The organism is Streptomyces sp. NPDC048566, from assembly GCF_043199735.1.
GTDB lineage: Bacteria > Actinomycetota > Actinomycetes > Streptomycetales > Streptomycetaceae > Streptomyces.
This window is the reverse complement of the sequence record NZ_JBICWL010000003.1, coordinates 205,868-222,160: the sequence shown is the minus strand read 5'-3', so window position 1 is coordinate 222,160 and position 16,293 is coordinate 205,868. Positions and strand designations below refer to the sequence as shown.

Annotated in this window: 13 protein-coding genes and 1 tRNA gene; 7 read left to right on the top strand and 7 right to left on the bottom strand. The window is 74.1% G+C overall.

The window, feature by feature from the left end; all coding sequences use genetic code 11:
- Positions 1 to 99: 99 nt before the first annotated feature.
- Both ACGFS9_RS07865 and ACGFS9_RS07860 read left to right on the top strand, forming a co-directional pair.
- Positions 100 to 1,446 (top strand): VWA domain-containing protein, encoded by a 1,347-nt coding sequence (locus tag ACGFS9_RS07865; RefSeq protein ID WP_393251464.1) that lies wholly within the window; start codon positions 100 to 102, stop codon positions 1,444 to 1,446.
- 73 nt (positions 1,447 to 1,519) lie between these two features.
- Positions 1,520 to 2,830 (top strand): FHA domain-containing protein, encoded by a 1,311-nt coding sequence (locus ACGFS9_RS07860; RefSeq protein WP_393251463.1) that lies wholly within the window; start codon positions 1,520 to 1,522, stop codon positions 2,828 to 2,830.
- Between the two features lie 103 nt (positions 2,831 to 2,933).
- Here the strand turns inward: ACGFS9_RS07860 and ACGFS9_RS07855 are convergent, their stop codons facing one another.
- Positions 2,934 to 3,914: a methyltransferase domain-containing protein gene (locus ACGFS9_RS07855; RefSeq protein ID WP_393251462.1), complete on the bottom strand. Its 981-nt coding sequence runs from the start codon at positions 3,912 to 3,914 to the stop codon at positions 2,934 to 2,936.
- A gap of 87 nt (positions 3,915 to 4,001) precedes the next feature.
- On the opposite strand from ACGFS9_RS07855, the gene ACGFS9_RS07850 reads away from it, so the two are divergent.
- Positions 4,002 to 4,415 carry a globin gene (locus ACGFS9_RS07850; RefSeq protein WP_393251461.1) on the top strand — a complete coding sequence of 138 codons (414 nt, stop codon included), beginning with the start codon at positions 4,002 to 4,004 and terminating at the stop codon, positions 4,413 to 4,415.
- 808 nt (positions 4,416 to 5,223) lie between these two features.
- Here ACGFS9_RS07850 and ACGFS9_RS07845 read toward each other — a convergent pair.
- From ACGFS9_RS07845 to ACGFS9_RS07830, 4 genes are all read right to left on the bottom strand, one after another.
- Positions 5,224 to 5,988, bottom strand: a complete 765-nt coding sequence (locus ACGFS9_RS07845) for a hypothetical protein (RefSeq protein WP_393251460.1) — start codon at positions 5,986 to 5,988, stop codon at positions 5,224 to 5,226.
- Positions 5,985 to 6,395 (bottom strand): acyl-CoA thioesterase, encoded by a 411-nt coding sequence (locus ACGFS9_RS07840; protein WP_393251459.1) that lies wholly within the window; start codon positions 6,393 to 6,395, stop codon positions 5,985 to 5,987. Before ACGFS9_RS07840 ends, ACGFS9_RS07845 begins: the two co-directional genes overlap by 4 nt.
- Positions 6,396 to 6,401: 6 nt before the next feature.
- Positions 6,402 to 8,066 carry an energy-dependent translational throttle protein EttA gene (ettA, locus tag ACGFS9_RS07835; RefSeq protein WP_393251458.1) on the bottom strand — a complete coding sequence of 555 codons (1,665 nt, stop codon included), beginning with the start codon at positions 8,064 to 8,066 and terminating at the stop codon, positions 6,402 to 6,404.
- Positions 8,067 to 8,268: 202 nt separating this feature from the next.
- Positions 8,269 to 8,583, bottom strand: a complete 315-nt coding sequence (locus ACGFS9_RS07830; protein ID WP_393251457.1) for a hypothetical protein — start codon at positions 8,581 to 8,583, stop codon at positions 8,269 to 8,271.
- A 793-nt stretch (positions 8,584 to 9,376) separates the two neighbouring features.
- Here ACGFS9_RS07830 and ACGFS9_RS07825 point away from each other — a divergent pair.
- On the top strand, positions 9,377 to 9,667 hold the full coding sequence (locus ACGFS9_RS07825) for a DUF1876 domain-containing protein (RefSeq protein ID WP_393251456.1): 291 nt from the start codon (positions 9,377 to 9,379) through the stop codon (positions 9,665 to 9,667).
- 182 nt (positions 9,668 to 9,849) lie between these two features.
- Here the strand turns inward: ACGFS9_RS07825 and ACGFS9_RS07820 are convergent, their stop codons facing one another.
- Both ACGFS9_RS07820 and ACGFS9_RS07815 read right to left on the bottom strand, forming a co-directional pair.
- Entirely contained in the window at positions 9,850 to 10,725 is an 876-nt protein-coding gene (locus ACGFS9_RS07820) for an immunity 49 family protein (protein WP_393251455.1), read from the bottom strand.
- A gap of 329 nt (positions 10,726 to 11,054) precedes the next feature.
- Positions 11,055 to 11,130 (bottom strand) — tRNA-Arg (locus tag ACGFS9_RS07815).
- A 311-nt stretch (positions 11,131 to 11,441) separates the two neighbouring features.
- Between ACGFS9_RS07815 and ACGFS9_RS07810 the strand changes: the two genes are divergently transcribed.
- The 3 genes from ACGFS9_RS07810 (at position 11,442) to ACGFS9_RS07800 (ending at position 16,192) form a co-directional block, all read left to right on the top strand.
- Positions 11,442 to 13,049, top strand: coding sequence for a dynamin family protein (locus ACGFS9_RS07810; protein ID WP_393251454.1), 1,608 nt, complete (start codon positions 11,442 to 11,444; stop codon positions 13,047 to 13,049).
- On the top strand, positions 13,046 to 15,553 hold the full coding sequence (locus ACGFS9_RS07805; protein WP_393251453.1) for a GTPase: 2,508 nt from the start codon (positions 13,046 to 13,048) through the stop codon (positions 15,551 to 15,553). Before ACGFS9_RS07810 ends, ACGFS9_RS07805 begins: the two co-directional genes overlap by 4 nt.
- 132 nt (positions 15,554 to 15,685) lie before the next feature.
- On the top strand, positions 15,686 to 16,192 hold the full coding sequence (locus tag ACGFS9_RS07800; protein ID WP_393251452.1) for a single-stranded DNA-binding protein: 507 nt from the start codon (positions 15,686 to 15,688) through the stop codon (positions 16,190 to 16,192).
- Positions 16,193 to 16,293: the final 101 nt, after the last annotated feature.

The following is a 16,293-nucleotide window of genomic DNA, read 5'->3' as shown; positions in this document are numbered from 1 at the left end:
GGCCGCGTAGGACACGGGGACGGCCGAGGACCGAAGGGGATCGGTCCGCACGGTGCACGGCCCCCGCCGCCGGCGGGGGCTCCAGGGGGCGGAGTGGGCATGGCCAATTTCTCGAAGTCGAGCGTGCCGCGGTTCTCGGTCGACGTCTACCAGAACGCGTACCTGCCCGAGGGCGGGCGCGAGGTGAACGCCATCGTCACGGTGAGCGCCACCGGCGGCGGCACCATCGGCGGCGCGGTCGCCGCACCGCACCTCTACACCGCCGGACAGGGCCCGGACGCCGCGGTGGTGGTGATGGTCGACTGCTCGGGCTCGATGGACTACCCGCCGACCAAGATGCGCAACGCCCGTGACGCGACGGCCGCCGCGATCGACACGCTGCGCGACGGCGTCCGCTTCGCCGTGGTGGCCGGCACGCACGTCGCCGCGGAGGTCTACCCCGGGGGCGGCCGGCTCGCGGTGGCGGACGCGGCCACCCGCGGTGAGGCCAGGCAGGCCCTGCGCAAGCTGAGCGCCGGCGGCGGCACGGCGATCGGCACCTGGCTGCGGCTCGCCGACCGGTTGCTGTCCTCGGCGGACGTGACGATCCGGCACGGCATCCTGCTGACCGACGGGCGCAACGAGCACGAGTCCCCCGAGGCCCTGCGGGCGGCCCTCGACTCCTGCGCCGGGCGCTACACCTGCGACGCACGGGGCGTGGGCACCGACTGGGAGGTCAAGGAGGTCACGGGGATCGCCTCGGCGCTGCTCGGCACCTCCGACATCGTCGCCGACCCGGCCGCGCTGGCCGCCGACTTCACGCACATGATGGAGACGGTGATGGGCAAGGAAGTCGCCGACGTGGCGCTCCGGCTGTGGACGCCGGTCGACACCGAGATCGCCTTCGTCAAGCAGGTGGCACCCGCGGTGGAGGAGCTGACCGGCCGCCGCACCGAGGCGGGCCCCCGCGCGGGCGACTACCCGACCGGCTCGTGGGGCGACGAGTCCCGCGACTACCACGTCTGCGTCCGGGTCCCGGCCGCGGGCATCGGCCGGGAGATGCTCGCCGCCCGGGTCTCGCTGGTGATCCCGCAGGCCGACGGCGGGGTGCAGAACCTGGGTGCGCAGGGTCTCGTCCGGGCCGTCTGGACCGACGACACGGCCGCCTCGACCTCCATCAACCCGCAGGTCGCGCACTACACGGGGCAGGCCGAACTGGCACAGGTCATCCAACAGGGCCTGGATCTGCGCAAAGCGGGAGATGTCGACGGGGCGACGGCCAAGCTCGGGCGGGCCGTCCAGCTCGCCGGCGCCTCCGGCAACGCCGATACTGCGAAACTGCTTGCGAAGGTGGTGGACGTGGTCGACGCGGCGACGGGTACTGTGCGATTGAAGGCCCGGGTCGAGGAGGCCGACGAGATGACCCTCGAGACCCGGTCCACCAAGACGGTTCGTGTAAAGAAGTAGCGAGCCCGGTTCCCGCGGGGAACCGGAGACACCCGGTCACAACGGCCGGAAGAGGAGAGGGGGAAGCGCCGACATGCCGACCTGCCCGAACGGACACCAGTCGGGTTCCGACGACTGGTGCGAGGTCTGCGGTCACCGCATGGCCGGTGCCGTGCCCCCGCTGCCCCCGCCGCCGCCCGGCGCCGGATACGGCTACCCGCCGCCCGCCTCGCCGCAGCAGGGTGCGGGCCGCCCGCACCCGTCCGCGGTGCCGGACGGCGAACCGGAACTCTGCCCGCAGTGCCGCACGCCCCGGGAGGGCGCCGCGCCGTTCTGCGAGGAATGCCGGTGGAACTACCTGACCAACACCGCGACGTCCTACACCCCGGCGGCACCGCGCCCCTCCGGCTCCGCCCCGGGCGGTCCCGGCGGCGCCCCGCCGTTCGGCGGCCCCGGTGGTCAGGGCGGCCCGCCGCGCTTCCAGCAGCAGGGGCCGGGCGGCCCGGGCCCCGGCGGCCCCGGGCACGACCCGTTCGACTACCAGAGTTCGCGCCCCTCGCAGATGAACCGGCCGGCCGAGCCCATCCCGCAGGGTCCTTCCGGCCACCGGTACGACGGCCCCTCGGGCTTCGGCGGCGATCCGGCCTTCGGCACGGACCCGGCCCGCCCGGCGTACCCCGACGGACCCGGCGGCGGACAGGGGCAGGGCGGTCCGGGGCGCGGCGGCCCCGGCGGCGCTCCGCAGCAGGCGTACACCCAGCAGCCCGCCGCGCCCTTCACCCAGGGCCGGCCGCCCCAGCAGGGCGGCCCGCGGTCCGGCGGCCCCGCCTTCGGCGGCGGGGACGACGACTGGGTGATCTCCCCGCCCACGGCCGGCGCGCCCGGCGGCCAGGACGGCCCCGGACCGGGCGGCCCGAACGGCCCCGGCGGGGGCGGCTACGGCTACCCGCAGCCGGGCGCCACCCAGGCCCCGCCCGGCCCCGGCTACCAGCGGCAGCCGGTGTCCTGGAGCGCGACGATCGGTCCGGACCGCGAGTACTTCATGGCGATGATGCAGCGCTCGGGGCCGGAGGCCGCGGGGCTGAACCTGCCCGCCTACTCGCCCGAGCAGCAGCGCCGGCTCACCGGGGACCAGCTGACCATCGGCCGCCGCAGGCATTCGACGGGCGACACCCCGGACATCGACCTGTCGGTGCCGCCGGAGGACCCGGGCGTCTCCCACCAGCACGCGGTCCTGGTCCAGCAGCCCGACGGCGGCTGGGCGGTCGTCGACCAGAACTCGACGAACGGGACGACCGTCAACGGCGGCGAGGAGCCCATCCAGCCCTTCGTTCCGGTCCCGCTCCAGGACGGCGACCGGGTACATGTGGGCGCCTGGACGACGATCACGATCCGGCGGGACTGAACGGAGGCCCGCCCGGTCGGGCGGCGCCGCCCGGCCGCCGGGCGGCCCGGCGGTCACGGAGGGTCGGCGGATGCGGCACGGTGCGGCGGCCCGGTCCGGCTGCTCAGCTCAGCGGCCAGACGTGCGGCCCCCGCGGATCGTCCAGCCAGGCGCGGACGGACCCGTCGCCGACCGTGACCCCGTACCGCTCGCGCTCGGGCCGCCCCTCCTCCTCCCACAGCGCGTATGCCGCGTGCGGGTCGAGCCGGCCGGCCGTCAGGGCCAGCAGGAACCGGAACAGATCCTGCCCCCTGGCCCGCCGCGGCAGCCCGTCGAGCCGGTCCGCCTCCGGGCCGGGCGGAGTGGCACCGCGCAGCGGCACGAAGTAGGCGGACGTGTGCAGGAAGTTCCCCTCGGCCCGTCCGGGGTCGTGCACCCGCAGGGCGATCAGACCGGTGGCCAGCGGGGCGAGGATGCGGGCGCCGGGCGTGCACTGGCGCAGCCAGCCGGGCGGCACGGTGGGGAGCGTGCAGGTGGCGATGATCCGATCGTAGGGGGCTCGTTCGGGCACCCCGAGGGCGCCGTCGCCGGTGACGACGGCCGGGTGGTGTCCGGCCCGGGCCAGGTGAGCGCGGGCGGCCTCGGTGATCTCCGCGTCGAGGTCGACGGTCGTCACCCGGGAATCGCCCAGCCGGTGGGCCAGCAGAGCCGCGTTGTAGCCGGTGCCGGCACCGATCTCCAGGACCCGGTGGCCCTCGCGGACGGCCAGCTCGACCAGCATCACCGCCATCAGGGACGGCTGGCTGCTGGAGGAGACCAGCTCGCCGTCGCGCACCCGGGTCGCGAGCGGCGCGTCCGCGTACGCGCCGCGCAGCCACCTCTCGCGGCCCCTCGGGTCCGGGTCCTCGCTCCACACCCGCTCGAAGCCGCCGGCGACCCCCACGTAGTAGGACGGCACGAACAGGTGCCGCGGAACCGCCGCGAACGCCTCCCGCCACACCGGGTCGCCGGCGAAGGCGCCGCTCCGCTCGATCTCGCGCACGAGAGCCGCCCGCGCCCGGTCGGCGAGGTCCTCCGGTCCGCTCCCGGACGCGTCCGCCTGCATACCTCCACTGTCCTGCCATCCGGCCGCCGGAGCGAGCCGCCGGGAGAGTCCCTCGGCCCTGGGTCCCGGGTCACCCCGTCTGAGAGCATGGGGGGCGTGAATGAGATTCGGCGCGGCACGTTGCAGGAGCAGACCTTCTACGAGCAGGTCGGCGGCGAGCAGACCTTCCGTCGGCTCGTGCACCGTTTCTACGAGGGGGTCGCCGGGGACGCGCTGCTGAAACCCATGTACCCGGAGGAGGACCTGGGCCCGGCCGAGGAGCGCCTCACGCTGTTCCTGATCCAGTACTGGGGCGGCCCGACGACGTACAGCGAGAACCGGGGGCACCCCCGGCTGCGGATGCGGCACGCGCCCTTCACCGTGGACCAGGCCGCACACGACGCCTGGCTGCGGCACATGCGGGTCGCCGTGGACGAGCTCGGCCTCTCCGAGGAGCACGAGCGCACGCTGTGGAACTACCTGACCTACGCGGCGGCCTCGATGGTGAACACCGCGGGCTGACCGGCGCTCACCGACGGCGACGCTCCCGGCCCCGTCCGGCGACGCGGCGGGTTCCGCTCGGTGGGGCGGGCGCCCCCGGCCGGCGAGCCCTGCGCGCCGGCCCCGCACCCGCGCGGCTCGCCCCCCGGTCCCGAGCGGGGCGGAGGCCGCCCGCAGGCGGCGGGGTGCCACGACAACCGCGCACGGACCGTCGAGGGCCGCGGACGCCCGCGCAGGGACCACCGGCGGGGGCGGCCGGAGCAGCGGCGCCGAGGTTCCGCGGAGCAGGGCGCGGCGAACCGGGGTCGCGGTCGCCGCGGGCCACCGCCGGTGACGGACGACGTCCGCGCGTTCGGCCCGTCACGGGCAGGGCGGGGCGGGGCGGGGACGGCCCGCAAGCGGGCGGGTGCCACGGCACCGCGCGCGGGCGAAGGGCGCGAACGCCCCCGCGGGGACCACCGGCGGAGCCGACCAGAGCAGCATCCGATGTCCGCGGAGCACGGCCCGGAGAACGGTGGTCACCATCGCCGCGGGCCACGGCCGGTGGCGGAGGGCGTCCGGACGTGGACGGCGTGCGTCCAGTCGTCAAAGGGGTTCGTCCGGACGGCGAAGGCGCGCGTCGACGATCCGCGAAGGCACGCGTCCGGTCCCTCCCGGGGTGCGTCCGGCCGGCGGACCGGTGGTGACCCGCACGCCCGGGCTCGCCGGTCCGCCTCGGGGTGCGTCCGGCCGACCGGTGGTGACTGCGATGCCGGGGCCGGCGGGTCCGCCGCGGCGCGGTTCTCCCGGCCCCGGGCCGTCGGCCACCGAGCGGACGGATCGAGCGGCCTCAGCGGACGCTGACGTCCAGCGCGCCACGTCCCGCCCTGCGCACGGCGATCGAGCCGAACGGCGTCCGCAGCCGCAGCCACGCCCCCGACGAGTAGAGCCCCAGTTCCCCTTCGCCGGCGGGGTCGAGCCGGCGCTCGTCCGGCCGGTCCGGGCCGGTGGACCGCGGGACACCCGCGTCGCCGGGGGCCGCCGGTCCGCGGGCGGGCGAGGGACGCAGGAAGCCCAGCGACTGGGCGGCGTGCGCGGCCCTGACGGGCAGCACGCTGTCACCGACCGGCCGGGACCAGATCTCCCGCCCGATCCGGTCGAGTTCGGCACGGGTGCGCCGCTCGGGCTCCAACTCCTGCGTGCGGGAGCGGAACTCGGCGACCACTCCGGCGACGACGCCGCGCACGGCGTCGAGGGCGGGCAGCCCCGGCTCCGGACGCCAGCCGCCGCGCGGCGGGAGGACGCCGGCCCAGGGCGGGCCGGTGACGGCGCCGGGCACGGCGACCGTGGCCGCCGACTCGTCGACGGACTCCAGGAGTTCGCCCGCGGAGACGGTGGCGTCGAGCCGCATGTCGAGGCCGTGCTCGTAGGGCTTGGCCAGCCGCGCGGTGCGGATCGCGAGGACCTCGAACGACGGAGGCCGGCCGAACACCGCGAGGGTGGTGCCGTGGGCCTGGAGGCGCACGGCGGCGGCACGGTCGTAGTGGACCAGCCGGGCGAGGAAGGCGCCGAGGTCGGCCGCCTCCCCCGCGTCGGCGAGGTGCAGGACGGTCATGCCGCGACGGCCTCGTCCTCGTCGTCCCGGTAGGACTCCAGGAAATCGCGCTCGTCGGCGGTGATCCGCCGCGGGCGCTGCCGCTCGAAGTCGAACGGCACGATGACCGTGGACGCCGTGACGTAGATCTGGTCCGGGTCCTTGACCTCGTAGGAGATCGTGAAGGACGCCGCCCGGATCTGCGTCACCCACAGCTCGACGTCCACCGGCGTGTGCCGGTGGACCAGCTGCCGCTTGTAGTCGATCTCGTGCCGCGCCACCACGGAGCCCTGCTGGAAGTCCTTCTCCGGGCGGAACAGGAAGTCGATACGGGCCTCCTCCAGATAGCGGAGGAACACCACGTTGTTGACGTGGCCGTACGCGTCCATGTCCGCCCAGCGCAGGGGGCAGCGGTAGATGTGGCGCAAGACCGATCAGCCCCGGGTGAGCTTCTTGTAGGTGGCGCGGTGCGGGCGGGCCGCCTCCGCACCGAGGCGCTCGATCTTGTTCTTCTCGTAGGACTCGAAGTTGCCCTCGAACCAGAACCACTTGGACTCGCCCTCGTAGGCGAGGATGTGGGTGGCGACCCGGTCCAGGAACCAGCGGTCGTGGGAGACGACCACGGCCGCGCCGGGGAACTCCAGCAGCGCGTTCTCCAGGGAGGACAGCGTCTCGACGTCGAGGTCGTTCGTCGGCTCGTCGAGGAGCAGCAGGTTGCCGCCCTGCTTGAGGGTGAGCGCCAGGTTGAGGCGGTTGCGCTCACCGCCGGACAGGACGCCGGCCGGCTTCTGCTGGTCGGGGCCCTTGAAGCCGAAGGCGGACACGTAGGCGCGGGAGGGCATCTCGACCTGGCCGACGTTGATGTAGTCCAGCTCGTCGGAGACGACGGCCCACAGCGTCTTCTTGGGGTCGATGTTCTCGCGGCTCTGGTCGACGTAGGAGATCTTGACCGTGTCGCCGACCTTGATGGAGCCCGCGTCCGGCGTCTCCAGTCCCTGGATCATCTTGAACAGCGTGGTCTTGCCGGCGCCGTTCGGGCCGATCACGCCGACGATGCCGTTGCGCGGGAGGGTGAAGCTCAGGTCGTCGATGAGGACCTTGTCGCCGAAGGCCTTCGAGAGGTTGGCGACCTCGACGACGATCGAGCCCAGCCGCGGGCCCGGCGGGATCTGGATCTCCTCGAAGTCCAGCTTCCGCATCTTGTCGGCCTCGGCCGCCATCTCCTCGTAGCGCGCGAGTCGCGCCTTGGACTTGGCCTGACGCCCCTTGGCGTTGGACCGCACCCAGTCGAGCTCCTCCTTGAGCCGCTTGGCGCGCTTGGCGTCCTTCTGGCCCTCGATCTTGAGGCGGGCGGCCTTGTTGTCCAGGTACGTGGAGTAGTTGCCCTCGTACGGGATCGCCCGGCCGCGGTCGAGCTCCAGGATCCACTGGGCGACGTTGTCCAGGAAGTAGCGGTCGTGGGTCACGGCGACGACGGTGCCGGGGTACTTCGCGAGGTGCTGCTCCAGCCACTGCACGGACTCGGCGTCCAGGTGGTTGGTGGGCTCGTCGAGGAGCAGCAGGTCGGGGGCTTCGAGGAGCAGCTTGCAGAGCGCGACGCGGCGGCGCTCACCACCGGAGAGGTTGGTGACGGGCCAGTCGCCGGGCGGGCAGCCCAGGGCGTCCATGGCCTGCTCCAGCTGGGTGTCCAGGTCCCACGCGTTGGCGTGGTCGAGGTCTTCCTGGAGCTTGCCCATCTCGTCCATCAGGGCGTCCGAGTAGTCGGTCGCCATCAGCTCGGCGACCTCGTTGAAGCGCTTGAGCTTGCCCATGATCTCGGCGGCGCCGTCCTGGACGTTCTCCAGCACGGTCTTGGACTCGTCGAGCGGCGGCTCCTGGAGCAGCATGCCCACGCTGTAGCCGGGCGACAGGAACGCGTCACCGTTGGAGGGCTGTTCGAGGCCCGCCATGATCTTGAGGACGGTGGACTTGCCGGCACCGTTCGGTCCGACCACACCGATCTTCGCACCGGGCAGGAAGCTCAAGGTGACGTCGTCGAGGATCACCTTGTCGCCGTGCGCCTTGCGCGCCTTGCGCATGGTGTAAATGAACTCAGCCAAGAGAAACCGTCCGGACGCTTGAAATCGGCAGTGGGCAGATACACCCCATCTTGCCTGACGGCCACCCCTCGGGGGAAACCCGTTCCGTCGGGTGGCCGTGACCTCGCGCTTCGCCGCCCTCGCGCGCACCGGATCGGTCACCGGCTGTCACCGCGGGTCACCGCCGAGCGCCCTCGCACGACTCCGGGACGGCCCGGCGCGATCACTCGGACCGGCCCCACCCATCCAGCGTGATCTCCACTGGGTGGTTGTGATCTGCATGCCGGATGACCACGCCTGCCACCGCCGCACCCATGGCGGGCAGCTCCGGATCATGCGGCATGCCGCCGACCTCGGCCGGCCCCACTGCGTCGGGCATCCCGTGCATCCGGATGAAGACACCGAACCCCTGACGGCCGATGACCTCTCCCCGGATACGGGCGCCCTCAGGCAGCGCCGCGAGGGTTGCCGTCCAGTTCTGCCGAACTGCTTCCCCCGTCGGCACTCCGGGACCGGCCGGCCACGTGGACTCATCCATGATCAGAGCATGACCGTGCCAGGCACCGCCTTGCCCAGGCCGGTCCAACTCGGTTCCACGGTAGGCAGAATGAGACCACGGATGCTGGACTCACCGCATTGCTCGGCGCCGCCGTAGGATCACTCGCCACACTCGGCTCCGCGATGGTCACCGGGCGGGGGGCGGCGCGCTCGCAGTGCGGCCAGTGGCGAAGGCAGCACCGCCGGGATGCCGGCGCTCGGCTCGTCGCGATCACGGCTCCGTGAGGCCACGACTCCTCAACGCTGTCCTCCGCTGTACTGCCAAGCACTCACGGCTCGGGCCCTCACCCGGTTCGGCGCCGGTGCTTCCACGCGCGCAGCTCAAGCAGGGCGACCCACCCTGCGAACAAGGCGATCACCGTTTCGATCGCCTGCCTCCACGTCTCCGGGGCCCACTCGTGTGCCGCGACGGCCACGAGGCCGAACCATGCGCTCAGCAGGAGGTAGTCCCGAAGGCGGGTCCGCAGGCGTGCGTCCGGTCGCGCCAGGTGCACCATGGAGATCCCCCCTCTCTCGAACCGGAGCGTACAACCGGGCCAAAACCGCGCCCTCTGCGTACCGGTGCCGGCGCTTCCTCCGCCGGAGCCGGGAGCCGCCCCGCGGTGGAGCCGGGGGGGCGCGCCCGGGGCTTGACGAGGTGGAGAAGCCTCTCGGGACGAGGTGTCGAAACCCCTCGGGGCGCTCGCCTCGTGCGGGCCGGGCACCCGGAGGACACTGGGAGGAGAGGGTCCGGCAGGGGGCCTGTGGGGGACGCGGCTCCGGAGGTGATCGCGATGACACAGACGCAGGACCGGCCACGCACCACGGTGGGCTGGCACGTGGAGATGGAGTTCGAGGAGGACGAGCACCGGACGCGGGCCGCCGCCCTGCTGCGGCTCCCCGACGGCAGCGAGCTGCGCGCACACGGGTACGCCAGCCGCCACCCGTCGGACGCCAACCAGCCCCGGGTGGGCGAGGAGGTCGCGGGCGGACGCGCGCTGAACGAACTCGCCATGCAGTTGCTGACCAAGGCACACGACGAGATCGACGCGGCGTCGGGCAGGACCTCGCACACCCTCAGGTGACGCACACCGCACGGAACATACGACGGGCCCGGCGGCCCGGCCGCCTCCCATCCCGGATCGCCGTGGTCGTCCCGCCCTGCGAGGGGCGGGCGACACCCGGCGGGACCTGCGGTCAGCCGCCTGTGTCGATGTGGTGGGGCCGATCCGGGTGGGGGCGAGGTCGAGGGCGGGCAGTGCCCTGCTCAGGTGGGGAACTCGCCGAGCCAGGCACGCTGGAGCAGGTGTTTCGGCAGGTAGTCGGACTCGACCTCGATAGGGATGCCGCCGTCGTAGGCACGGCAGGCGATGGCCAAGGGCCCGAGGGCGACAGCGCCGTCAATGTCCGCTGCCCGCTCCTCGTTCAAGGTCCAGTACGCCGTGTGCAGCTTCAGCGCCTCTACCAGGGCGGGACTGAAGCCCTCCTCGTCCCTGCGGACGACGTGGTAGAAGAGGTTGATCGGCGGATAGAGGATGCCAACCAGCAGGTCCCGAGGGGCGATACTCGCCACAGCGGGGTCGGACCTCTCCAACGTGGCGGTGAGCTTCTCCACGAGCGCCGCCTGCCAGTCGGGACGCCGCAGCCAGTACGTCTGCAGAGCGTCGACCCACTGGTAGATGTACTCGTCGTACTGCCCTTCCGGCGCCCGCAACCGGTCCAGCGGGATCTCGCACAACTGCGCCATCCGGTCCTGCTCACGGCAGATGACGGCCAGCCAGAACGCCCGCAGCCAGGTGCCCGCATCAGCAGTGGAAAGGGCACCGGCAGCAGGCACGTTGCGCACCTTGCGGTCGATACGGCCCTTGACGGTGCCCTCGCTCACTCCGGTCACAGCAAACAGTGCAGAACCCATGCGCATCGCCGTGACCACGGCCTCCCACGTTTCCACTGCCGCCGCCCGAGGGTCGACGACACAGCGGGCCCGTAGGTGCAGGACGGACGTGTTGAAGGCCGAGTCGATGGTGGACGCGGACTCCTCAAGCCGATCGACCTTCCTGCCGGGGTGCTTGTGAAGTCGTTCGGCGAACCGCTCGGCCTCAGGCCCTGTCGGCAGCCCATGCCGGTCGATACGTGCGGTCACGGAAGGGTCCCCTTGCTGATGTCGAACCGGCGCGATCCGAAGGCGCGCCGAGAGCGACACCGGCACCGCGCCGGGCAGCCCTCACCCATTCCCCGGCAGTGCGTCGAGGACGAGGAGCTGCGCCCGATGTCGCCGCCCCGCGGGGCGGCGGTCCGCGTTCTCGCCGGTCCCGTGGTGCGCGGAGCACGGCGCGACGCGCGCGGCAGTCCCACGCTCCGCGTCTCGTCGACTCGGCCTCACGATGACCGGGAAGGCCCCCGGAGCGCCGCCACGGCACGCGAGGCGCACTCCGGCCAACGAAAAGCCCTCCCCAGAGGGAGGGCGGAGACTGGCGCCCCCGGCAGGACTCGAACCTGCGGCCAAGCGCTTAGAAGGCGCCTGCTCTATCCACTGAGCTACGGGGGCCGGTTTGTGTCGGCCGGAGTCCTGGCGTCCGAGTGCGGACCGATCCCTGACCTTGCCGGGGACAAGAATAGGGCTCCCGCGTCCCTGCCCCCCGCGCTTCACCTCCGTGGCTCGATGTGGAGGTTCAGTGAAGCGGTCCCGATAATCGCAGGCAGGTACGAATCGTGCACCGATTTTGACGCCTCGCGCGACGGGTGTTGTGCACTCGTTATGCCTGCGCCCCAGTCATCCCTTCCGCCCCGAGTGTCCGGTCGGCGCGCAGGAGTACCCATATGCTTCAGAAAGCCACCAAAATTGGGCATTCTTCACATGTGGTGACCTTGGACGTACGGCCTCAGCTGCTCGACGCACTTTCCGCCCTGCGCGATCGTGTCGCCGCCGCACGCTTCCCGCTGCCCCTGGCGGGGGCTCCACGCGCGCGTGCCAATCGCGACGAACTGCTCGCCCAACTCGACGACTATCTGGTGCCCCGGCTGCGGGAACCCGAAGCGCCGCTTCTCGCCGTCATCGGGGGGTCCACCGGAGCCGGCAAGTCGACGCTGGTCAACTCCCTGGTGGGGCGCCGGGTCAGCGAGGCGGGCGTCCTGCGCCCGACGACCCGTACACCGGTACTGGTGTGCCATCCCGAGGACCACCACTGGTTCAGCGGGATGCGCGTTCTGCCGCGGCTCACGCGCGTGTGGGTGCCTCATCAGGAGCCGGGCGACGAGGTTCCCGGGCTCGGTGACCGCGGCGAGCAGGTCCTGCGCATCGAGACCGCCGACACCCTGCCCAAGGGCCTCGCCCTCCTGGACGCCCCGGACGTCGACTCCCTGGTGGCCGAGAACCGCGTGCTGGCGGCCGAGCTCATCTGCGCGGCCGACATCTGGGTGATGGTCACGACGGCGGCCCGCTACGCCGACGCCGTGCCCTGGCACCTGCTCCGCACCGCCAAGGAGCACAAGGCCACGCTGGTGACCGTGCTCGACCGGGTGCCGCACCAGGTGGTGTCCGAGGTCTCCCGGCAGTACGGGGCGCTGCTCACCAAGGCGGGGCTCGGCGACGTACCGCGCTTCACCGTGCCCGAACTCCCCGAGTCCGCCTGGGGCGGTGGCCTGCTGCCCGCGACGGCGGTGGCCCCGCTGCGCACCTGGCTCACACACCACGTGCAGGACCCGGGGTCCCGGCAGGACGCCATGGCCCGCACCGCCTACGGCGTTCTGGACTCCATGAAGTCGCGGATGCCGGAGCTGGCGAGCGCGGCGGCGGCCCAGTACGCCGCGGCGACCCGGCTCACGGCGGCCGTCGACGGGGCCTACGACAGCGAGCACGCGCGCGTGAAGGGCCGTTTGCAGGCCGGTGCCGTGCTCTCCGGTGACGCGCTCAAGCGCTGGCGGGCGTATCCCCTCGACTGCACGGCGGACGAACTGCTGGACGCCCTCGTGGAGAGCCTGTCGGCGCTCCTGCTCTGCTCGGTGACGGCCGCCGACGAGCGGGTGGACGAGGCGTGGCGCCGCGAACCCGCGGCGGACGGGGCCGGGCTGACGGACCGTGATCCCACCGTGGAGAGCGCCGAGCACCGCATCGGGATGTCGGTCCGCCGCTGGCGGCGCGTCCTGGAGGAGTACGCCGAGGAGGAGGTGCGCGATCTCGAACGGAGCGTCGCCCCGGACCCCTCGGTGGTGGCCGTCCTCGTCGCGACCGCCCTCCTCGGGGGGCGCAGGGCGCGCACCGCGGGCGAGGGGCTCGCCGAGCGGATCGGGGCGCACGGCGCGCTGCGGCTGCGCGACAAGGGCGGCCGGCTGCTGACCGACCTCGTCGACAGGGCCCTGCACACCGAGCGGGAGCGTCGGCTGGGCCCCCTCGACGCGCTCGACGTCCACCCGGAACCCCAGGCCGAACTCATCGCCGCGCTGTCCGTACTGCAGAAGGAGAGGTGACCGCCGTGACTGCCGTCACTGACCACACGGATCACGCCGACCGTCCCGGAGACGAGCCCTCCGGCGACGACCGCCGGGAACAGGACCGGCCCGGCGACGACCGTCCGGAGGCGGGGCCCCGGGAGGCGCAGTCCGCCTCGGGGGCCCGTACGGGGGATGCCCGTGACGGGGGACCCCGCGACGGCGAGGCCCGTGACGGCGGGGCTCATGACGGGGTGACGCCTTCCGAGGAGATCCGGCGAGGAGAGACCGGAGCCGGGGAGGGCGACGCGCGCGGCACACACTCCGGGGACCGCTCCACGACCCTCGCCGGCTCTGGAGGCGGGACCAGGGACGCGGTGGCGCCCGGGAACGCCACCGCCCGGACGTCGGGTGCCCCCTCCGCGCGGGAGGAGGGCTCCGGCCGCGGCTCCGGATCGGGCTCCGGCTCCGAACGCGCCGACGCGGCGGAGGCCGGGTACCCGCGGGGAGGCCTGACGGGCGGCGGGGCCGGCCGGCGCGACCCGGGCGGCGAGGTCGCGCGGAACGCGAAAGCGACCGCTACGGACGCCGCGCGGCCCCGCACGCACGACACGGCCGACGCTCCCCCGGCCGACCGCGAGGGAACCGCCCCGGAGGCGCGCGAGGGCACCCGCTCGACCGGCGCCACCGCGCCGGCCGGCGGCACCGGCGCGCCGGGCGGCACACGGAAGGCCGCCGCCGGTGGTGGAGCCGGTGCCACCCGGACGGACGACCCGGACCCGGCGGACACGCCCCGAACGGGCGACCCCGCCGACCGGGCGGAGGACGGCCCGGTCTGGGACGACGGTCTCATCGCCCGGCGCGTGAACGAGTCGGCACCCGCCCGCCACCAGACTCCGGCATCGGAGCCGCGCGCCTCCTCCCCCGCGGCCCCGGCGCCCCTCGCCTACGACGGTCCGCTGCGCTCGCGCCTGGACGCCCTCCGCGAGCTGGTGGGCCTCTCCCGCGCCCGGCTCGACAGCAGGACGCTCGCCGAGGCGGGCCGTGTCCTCGACGAGGCGGCGGCACGCCGGAAGTTGTCCGGGGAGCACACCGTCGTCGCCATCGCCGGCGCCACGGGCAGCGGCAAGTCGCAGCTCTTCAACGCCCTCGCGGGCGTGGCCATCTCGGAGACCGGGGTCCGCAGGCCGACCACCTCGGCCCCCATCGCGTGCAGCTGGAGCGACGGGGCGGCCACCCTCATCGACCGGCTCGGCATCCCCGGCAGGCTGCGCAGGCGACCGTTGCAGAGCGCGGAGGCGGAGGCACAGCTGCGCGGTCTGGTGCTGGTGGACCTGCCCGACCACGACTCCGCGGCGGTCCGGCACCGCGAGCAGGTGGACCGGGTCCTCGCCCTGGTCGACGCCGTCATCTGGGTGGTCGACCCGGAGAAGTACGCGGACGCCGTCCTGCACGAGCGCTACCTGCGCCCGCTGGCCGGGCACGCGGAAGTCACCTTCGTCGTCCTCAACCAGGTGGACCGGCTGCCCGGTGAGGCCGCCGACCAGGTGCTCGACGATCTGCGCAGGCTGCTCGACGAGGACGGCATCGCGCTCGGCGAGTACGGCGAACCGGGTGCCACGGTGCTCGCCCTGTCCGCGCTCACCGGCGACGGGATCGGCGAACTGCGCGAGTGCCTGGGCCAGTTCGTGGCGGAACGCGGCGCGGCGGCCCGGCGCATCGCGGCCGATGTCGACGCCGCCGCGGCCCGGCTGCGCCCGGTCTACGCGACCGGCAGGCAGGCCGGGCTCAGCGAGGAGGCGCGCGACGAGTTCGCCGACCGCCTCGCGGACGCGGTGGGCGCCGTCGCGGCGGGTGAGGCCGCGGAGCGGGCCTGGCGCCGCAACGCCAACCGCGCCTGCGGCACTCCGTGGCTGCGCCTGTGGCGCTGGTACCAGGACCGGTGCGAGCCCCCGACCGGACGGCTGCCCGTGCGCGCCCCGGCGGACGAGGAGGCCACCGCCCGCCAGCGGGTGGAACAGGCGGTCCGGACCGTCGCGGACCGGGCGGCGTACGGGCTGCCCGTGCCGTGGGGCCAGGCGGTGCGCGAGGCGGCCGTGCGGGGCGTGCAGGGGCTCCCGGAGGCCCTGGACGACATGGCGGCGCGGGCGGCGGCCCCGGTGGGCCGGCCGCCGCGGCCCGGCTGGTGGCCGGTGGCGGTGCTCGCGCAGGCCGCGATGACGCTCGTCCAGGTCGTCGGCGGGCTGTGGCTGGTGGCGCAGATCGTCGGGGTGGCCGTGCCGAATCTCGGGGTTCCGGTGCTGCTGATGGTGTGCGGGATCGTCGGCGGGCCGGCCGTCGAGTGGAGCAGTCGCATGGCCGCCCGCGGGCCAGCCCGCCGCTACGGCCTGGAGGCGGAACGCAGGTTGCGCGAGGCGGCGGCGGGGTGCGGCCGGGCGCGGGTCCTCGATCCGGTCGCGGCGGAGCTGCTGCGCTATCGCGAGGTGCGGGAGCAGTACGGCCGGGTGATGGGCGTGGCGAGGGCGGGTAGCCCGGTCGGGTGACGGGTTTTTCCCCATCGGGCCGGTGCTCCACAGTCTCCGGCGGGCCCGGCCGGGCGAGGGCAGTCTGATGTCGCGGCGACCGCAGCCCATGCGGTCGCCGCGACGGACGCATTCGCACGGGAGGGATTCGCGATGAACGAGACGATGGTGTGCGCGGTGGGGAACGTGGCGACACGGCCCGTCTACCGGGAGTCGGCGAACGGGGCGTCGGCGCGGTTCCGGCTGGCGGTGACCTCGCGGTACTGGGACCGCGACAAGAGCGGGTGGACGGACGGGCACACCAACTTCTTCACGGTGTGGGCGAACCGGGTGCTCGCGACGAACGTGGGGGCCTCGGTGTCGGTGGGCGATCCCGTCATCGTGCAGGGCAGGCTGAAGGTGCGCACCGAGACCCGCGACGGACAGAGCTGGACGTCGGCGGACCTCGACGCGGTGGCGATCGGCCACGACCTGTCCCGGGGCACGTCGGCCTTCCGGCGCCCGGCCCGCGAGGGGGAACCGGCCGGGGACGGCCGTCCGGAGCCGAGGTGGGAGTCGGCCCCGCCGGCCCCCTCGGCGTCCGCGCCCCCGGACGGGCCACCGGACTCCCCCACGCCGAACGGTGCTCGACCGGCGCCCGCCGCGGCCGGGGTGGCGTGACGTCGGCGTGGGGGGGGGGGGGCCCCCCCCCCCCCCCCCCCCCCCCCCCCCCCCCCCCCGCGCCCCCCCCCCCCCCCCCCCCCCCCCCCCCCCCCCCCCGG

Excerpts from the sequence above, each read along its gene's own strand:
- ACGFS9_RS07830 (WP_393251457.1), bottom strand. The coding sequence starts at position 8,583 with ATGGATGAGTCCACGTGGCCGGCCGGTCCCGGAGTGCCGACGGGGGAA.
- ACGFS9_RS07860 (WP_393251463.1), top strand. The coding sequence starts at position 1,520 with ATGCCGACCTGCCCGAACGGACACCAGTCGGGTTCCGACGACTGGTGC.
- ACGFS9_RS07845 (WP_393251460.1), bottom strand. The coding sequence starts at position 5,988 with ATGACCGTCCTGCACCTCGCCGACGCGGGGGAGGCGGCCGACCTCGGC.
- ACGFS9_RS07865 (WP_393251464.1), top strand. The coding sequence starts at position 100 with ATGGCCAATTTCTCGAAGTCGAGCGTGCCGCGGTTCTCGGTCGACGTC.
- ACGFS9_RS07855 (WP_393251462.1), bottom strand. The coding sequence starts at position 3,914 with ATGCAGGCGGACGCGTCCGGGAGCGGACCGGAGGACCTCGCCGACCGG.
- ACGFS9_RS07800 (WP_393251452.1), top strand. The coding sequence starts at position 15,686 with ATGAACGAGACGATGGTGTGCGCGGTGGGGAACGTGGCGACACGGCCC.
- ACGFS9_RS07825 (WP_393251456.1), top strand. The coding sequence starts at position 9,377 with ATGACACAGACGCAGGACCGGCCACGCACCACGGTGGGCTGGCACGTG.
- ACGFS9_RS07850 (WP_393251461.1), top strand. The coding sequence starts at position 4,002 with ATGGGGGGCGTGAATGAGATTCGGCGCGGCACGTTGCAGGAGCAGACC.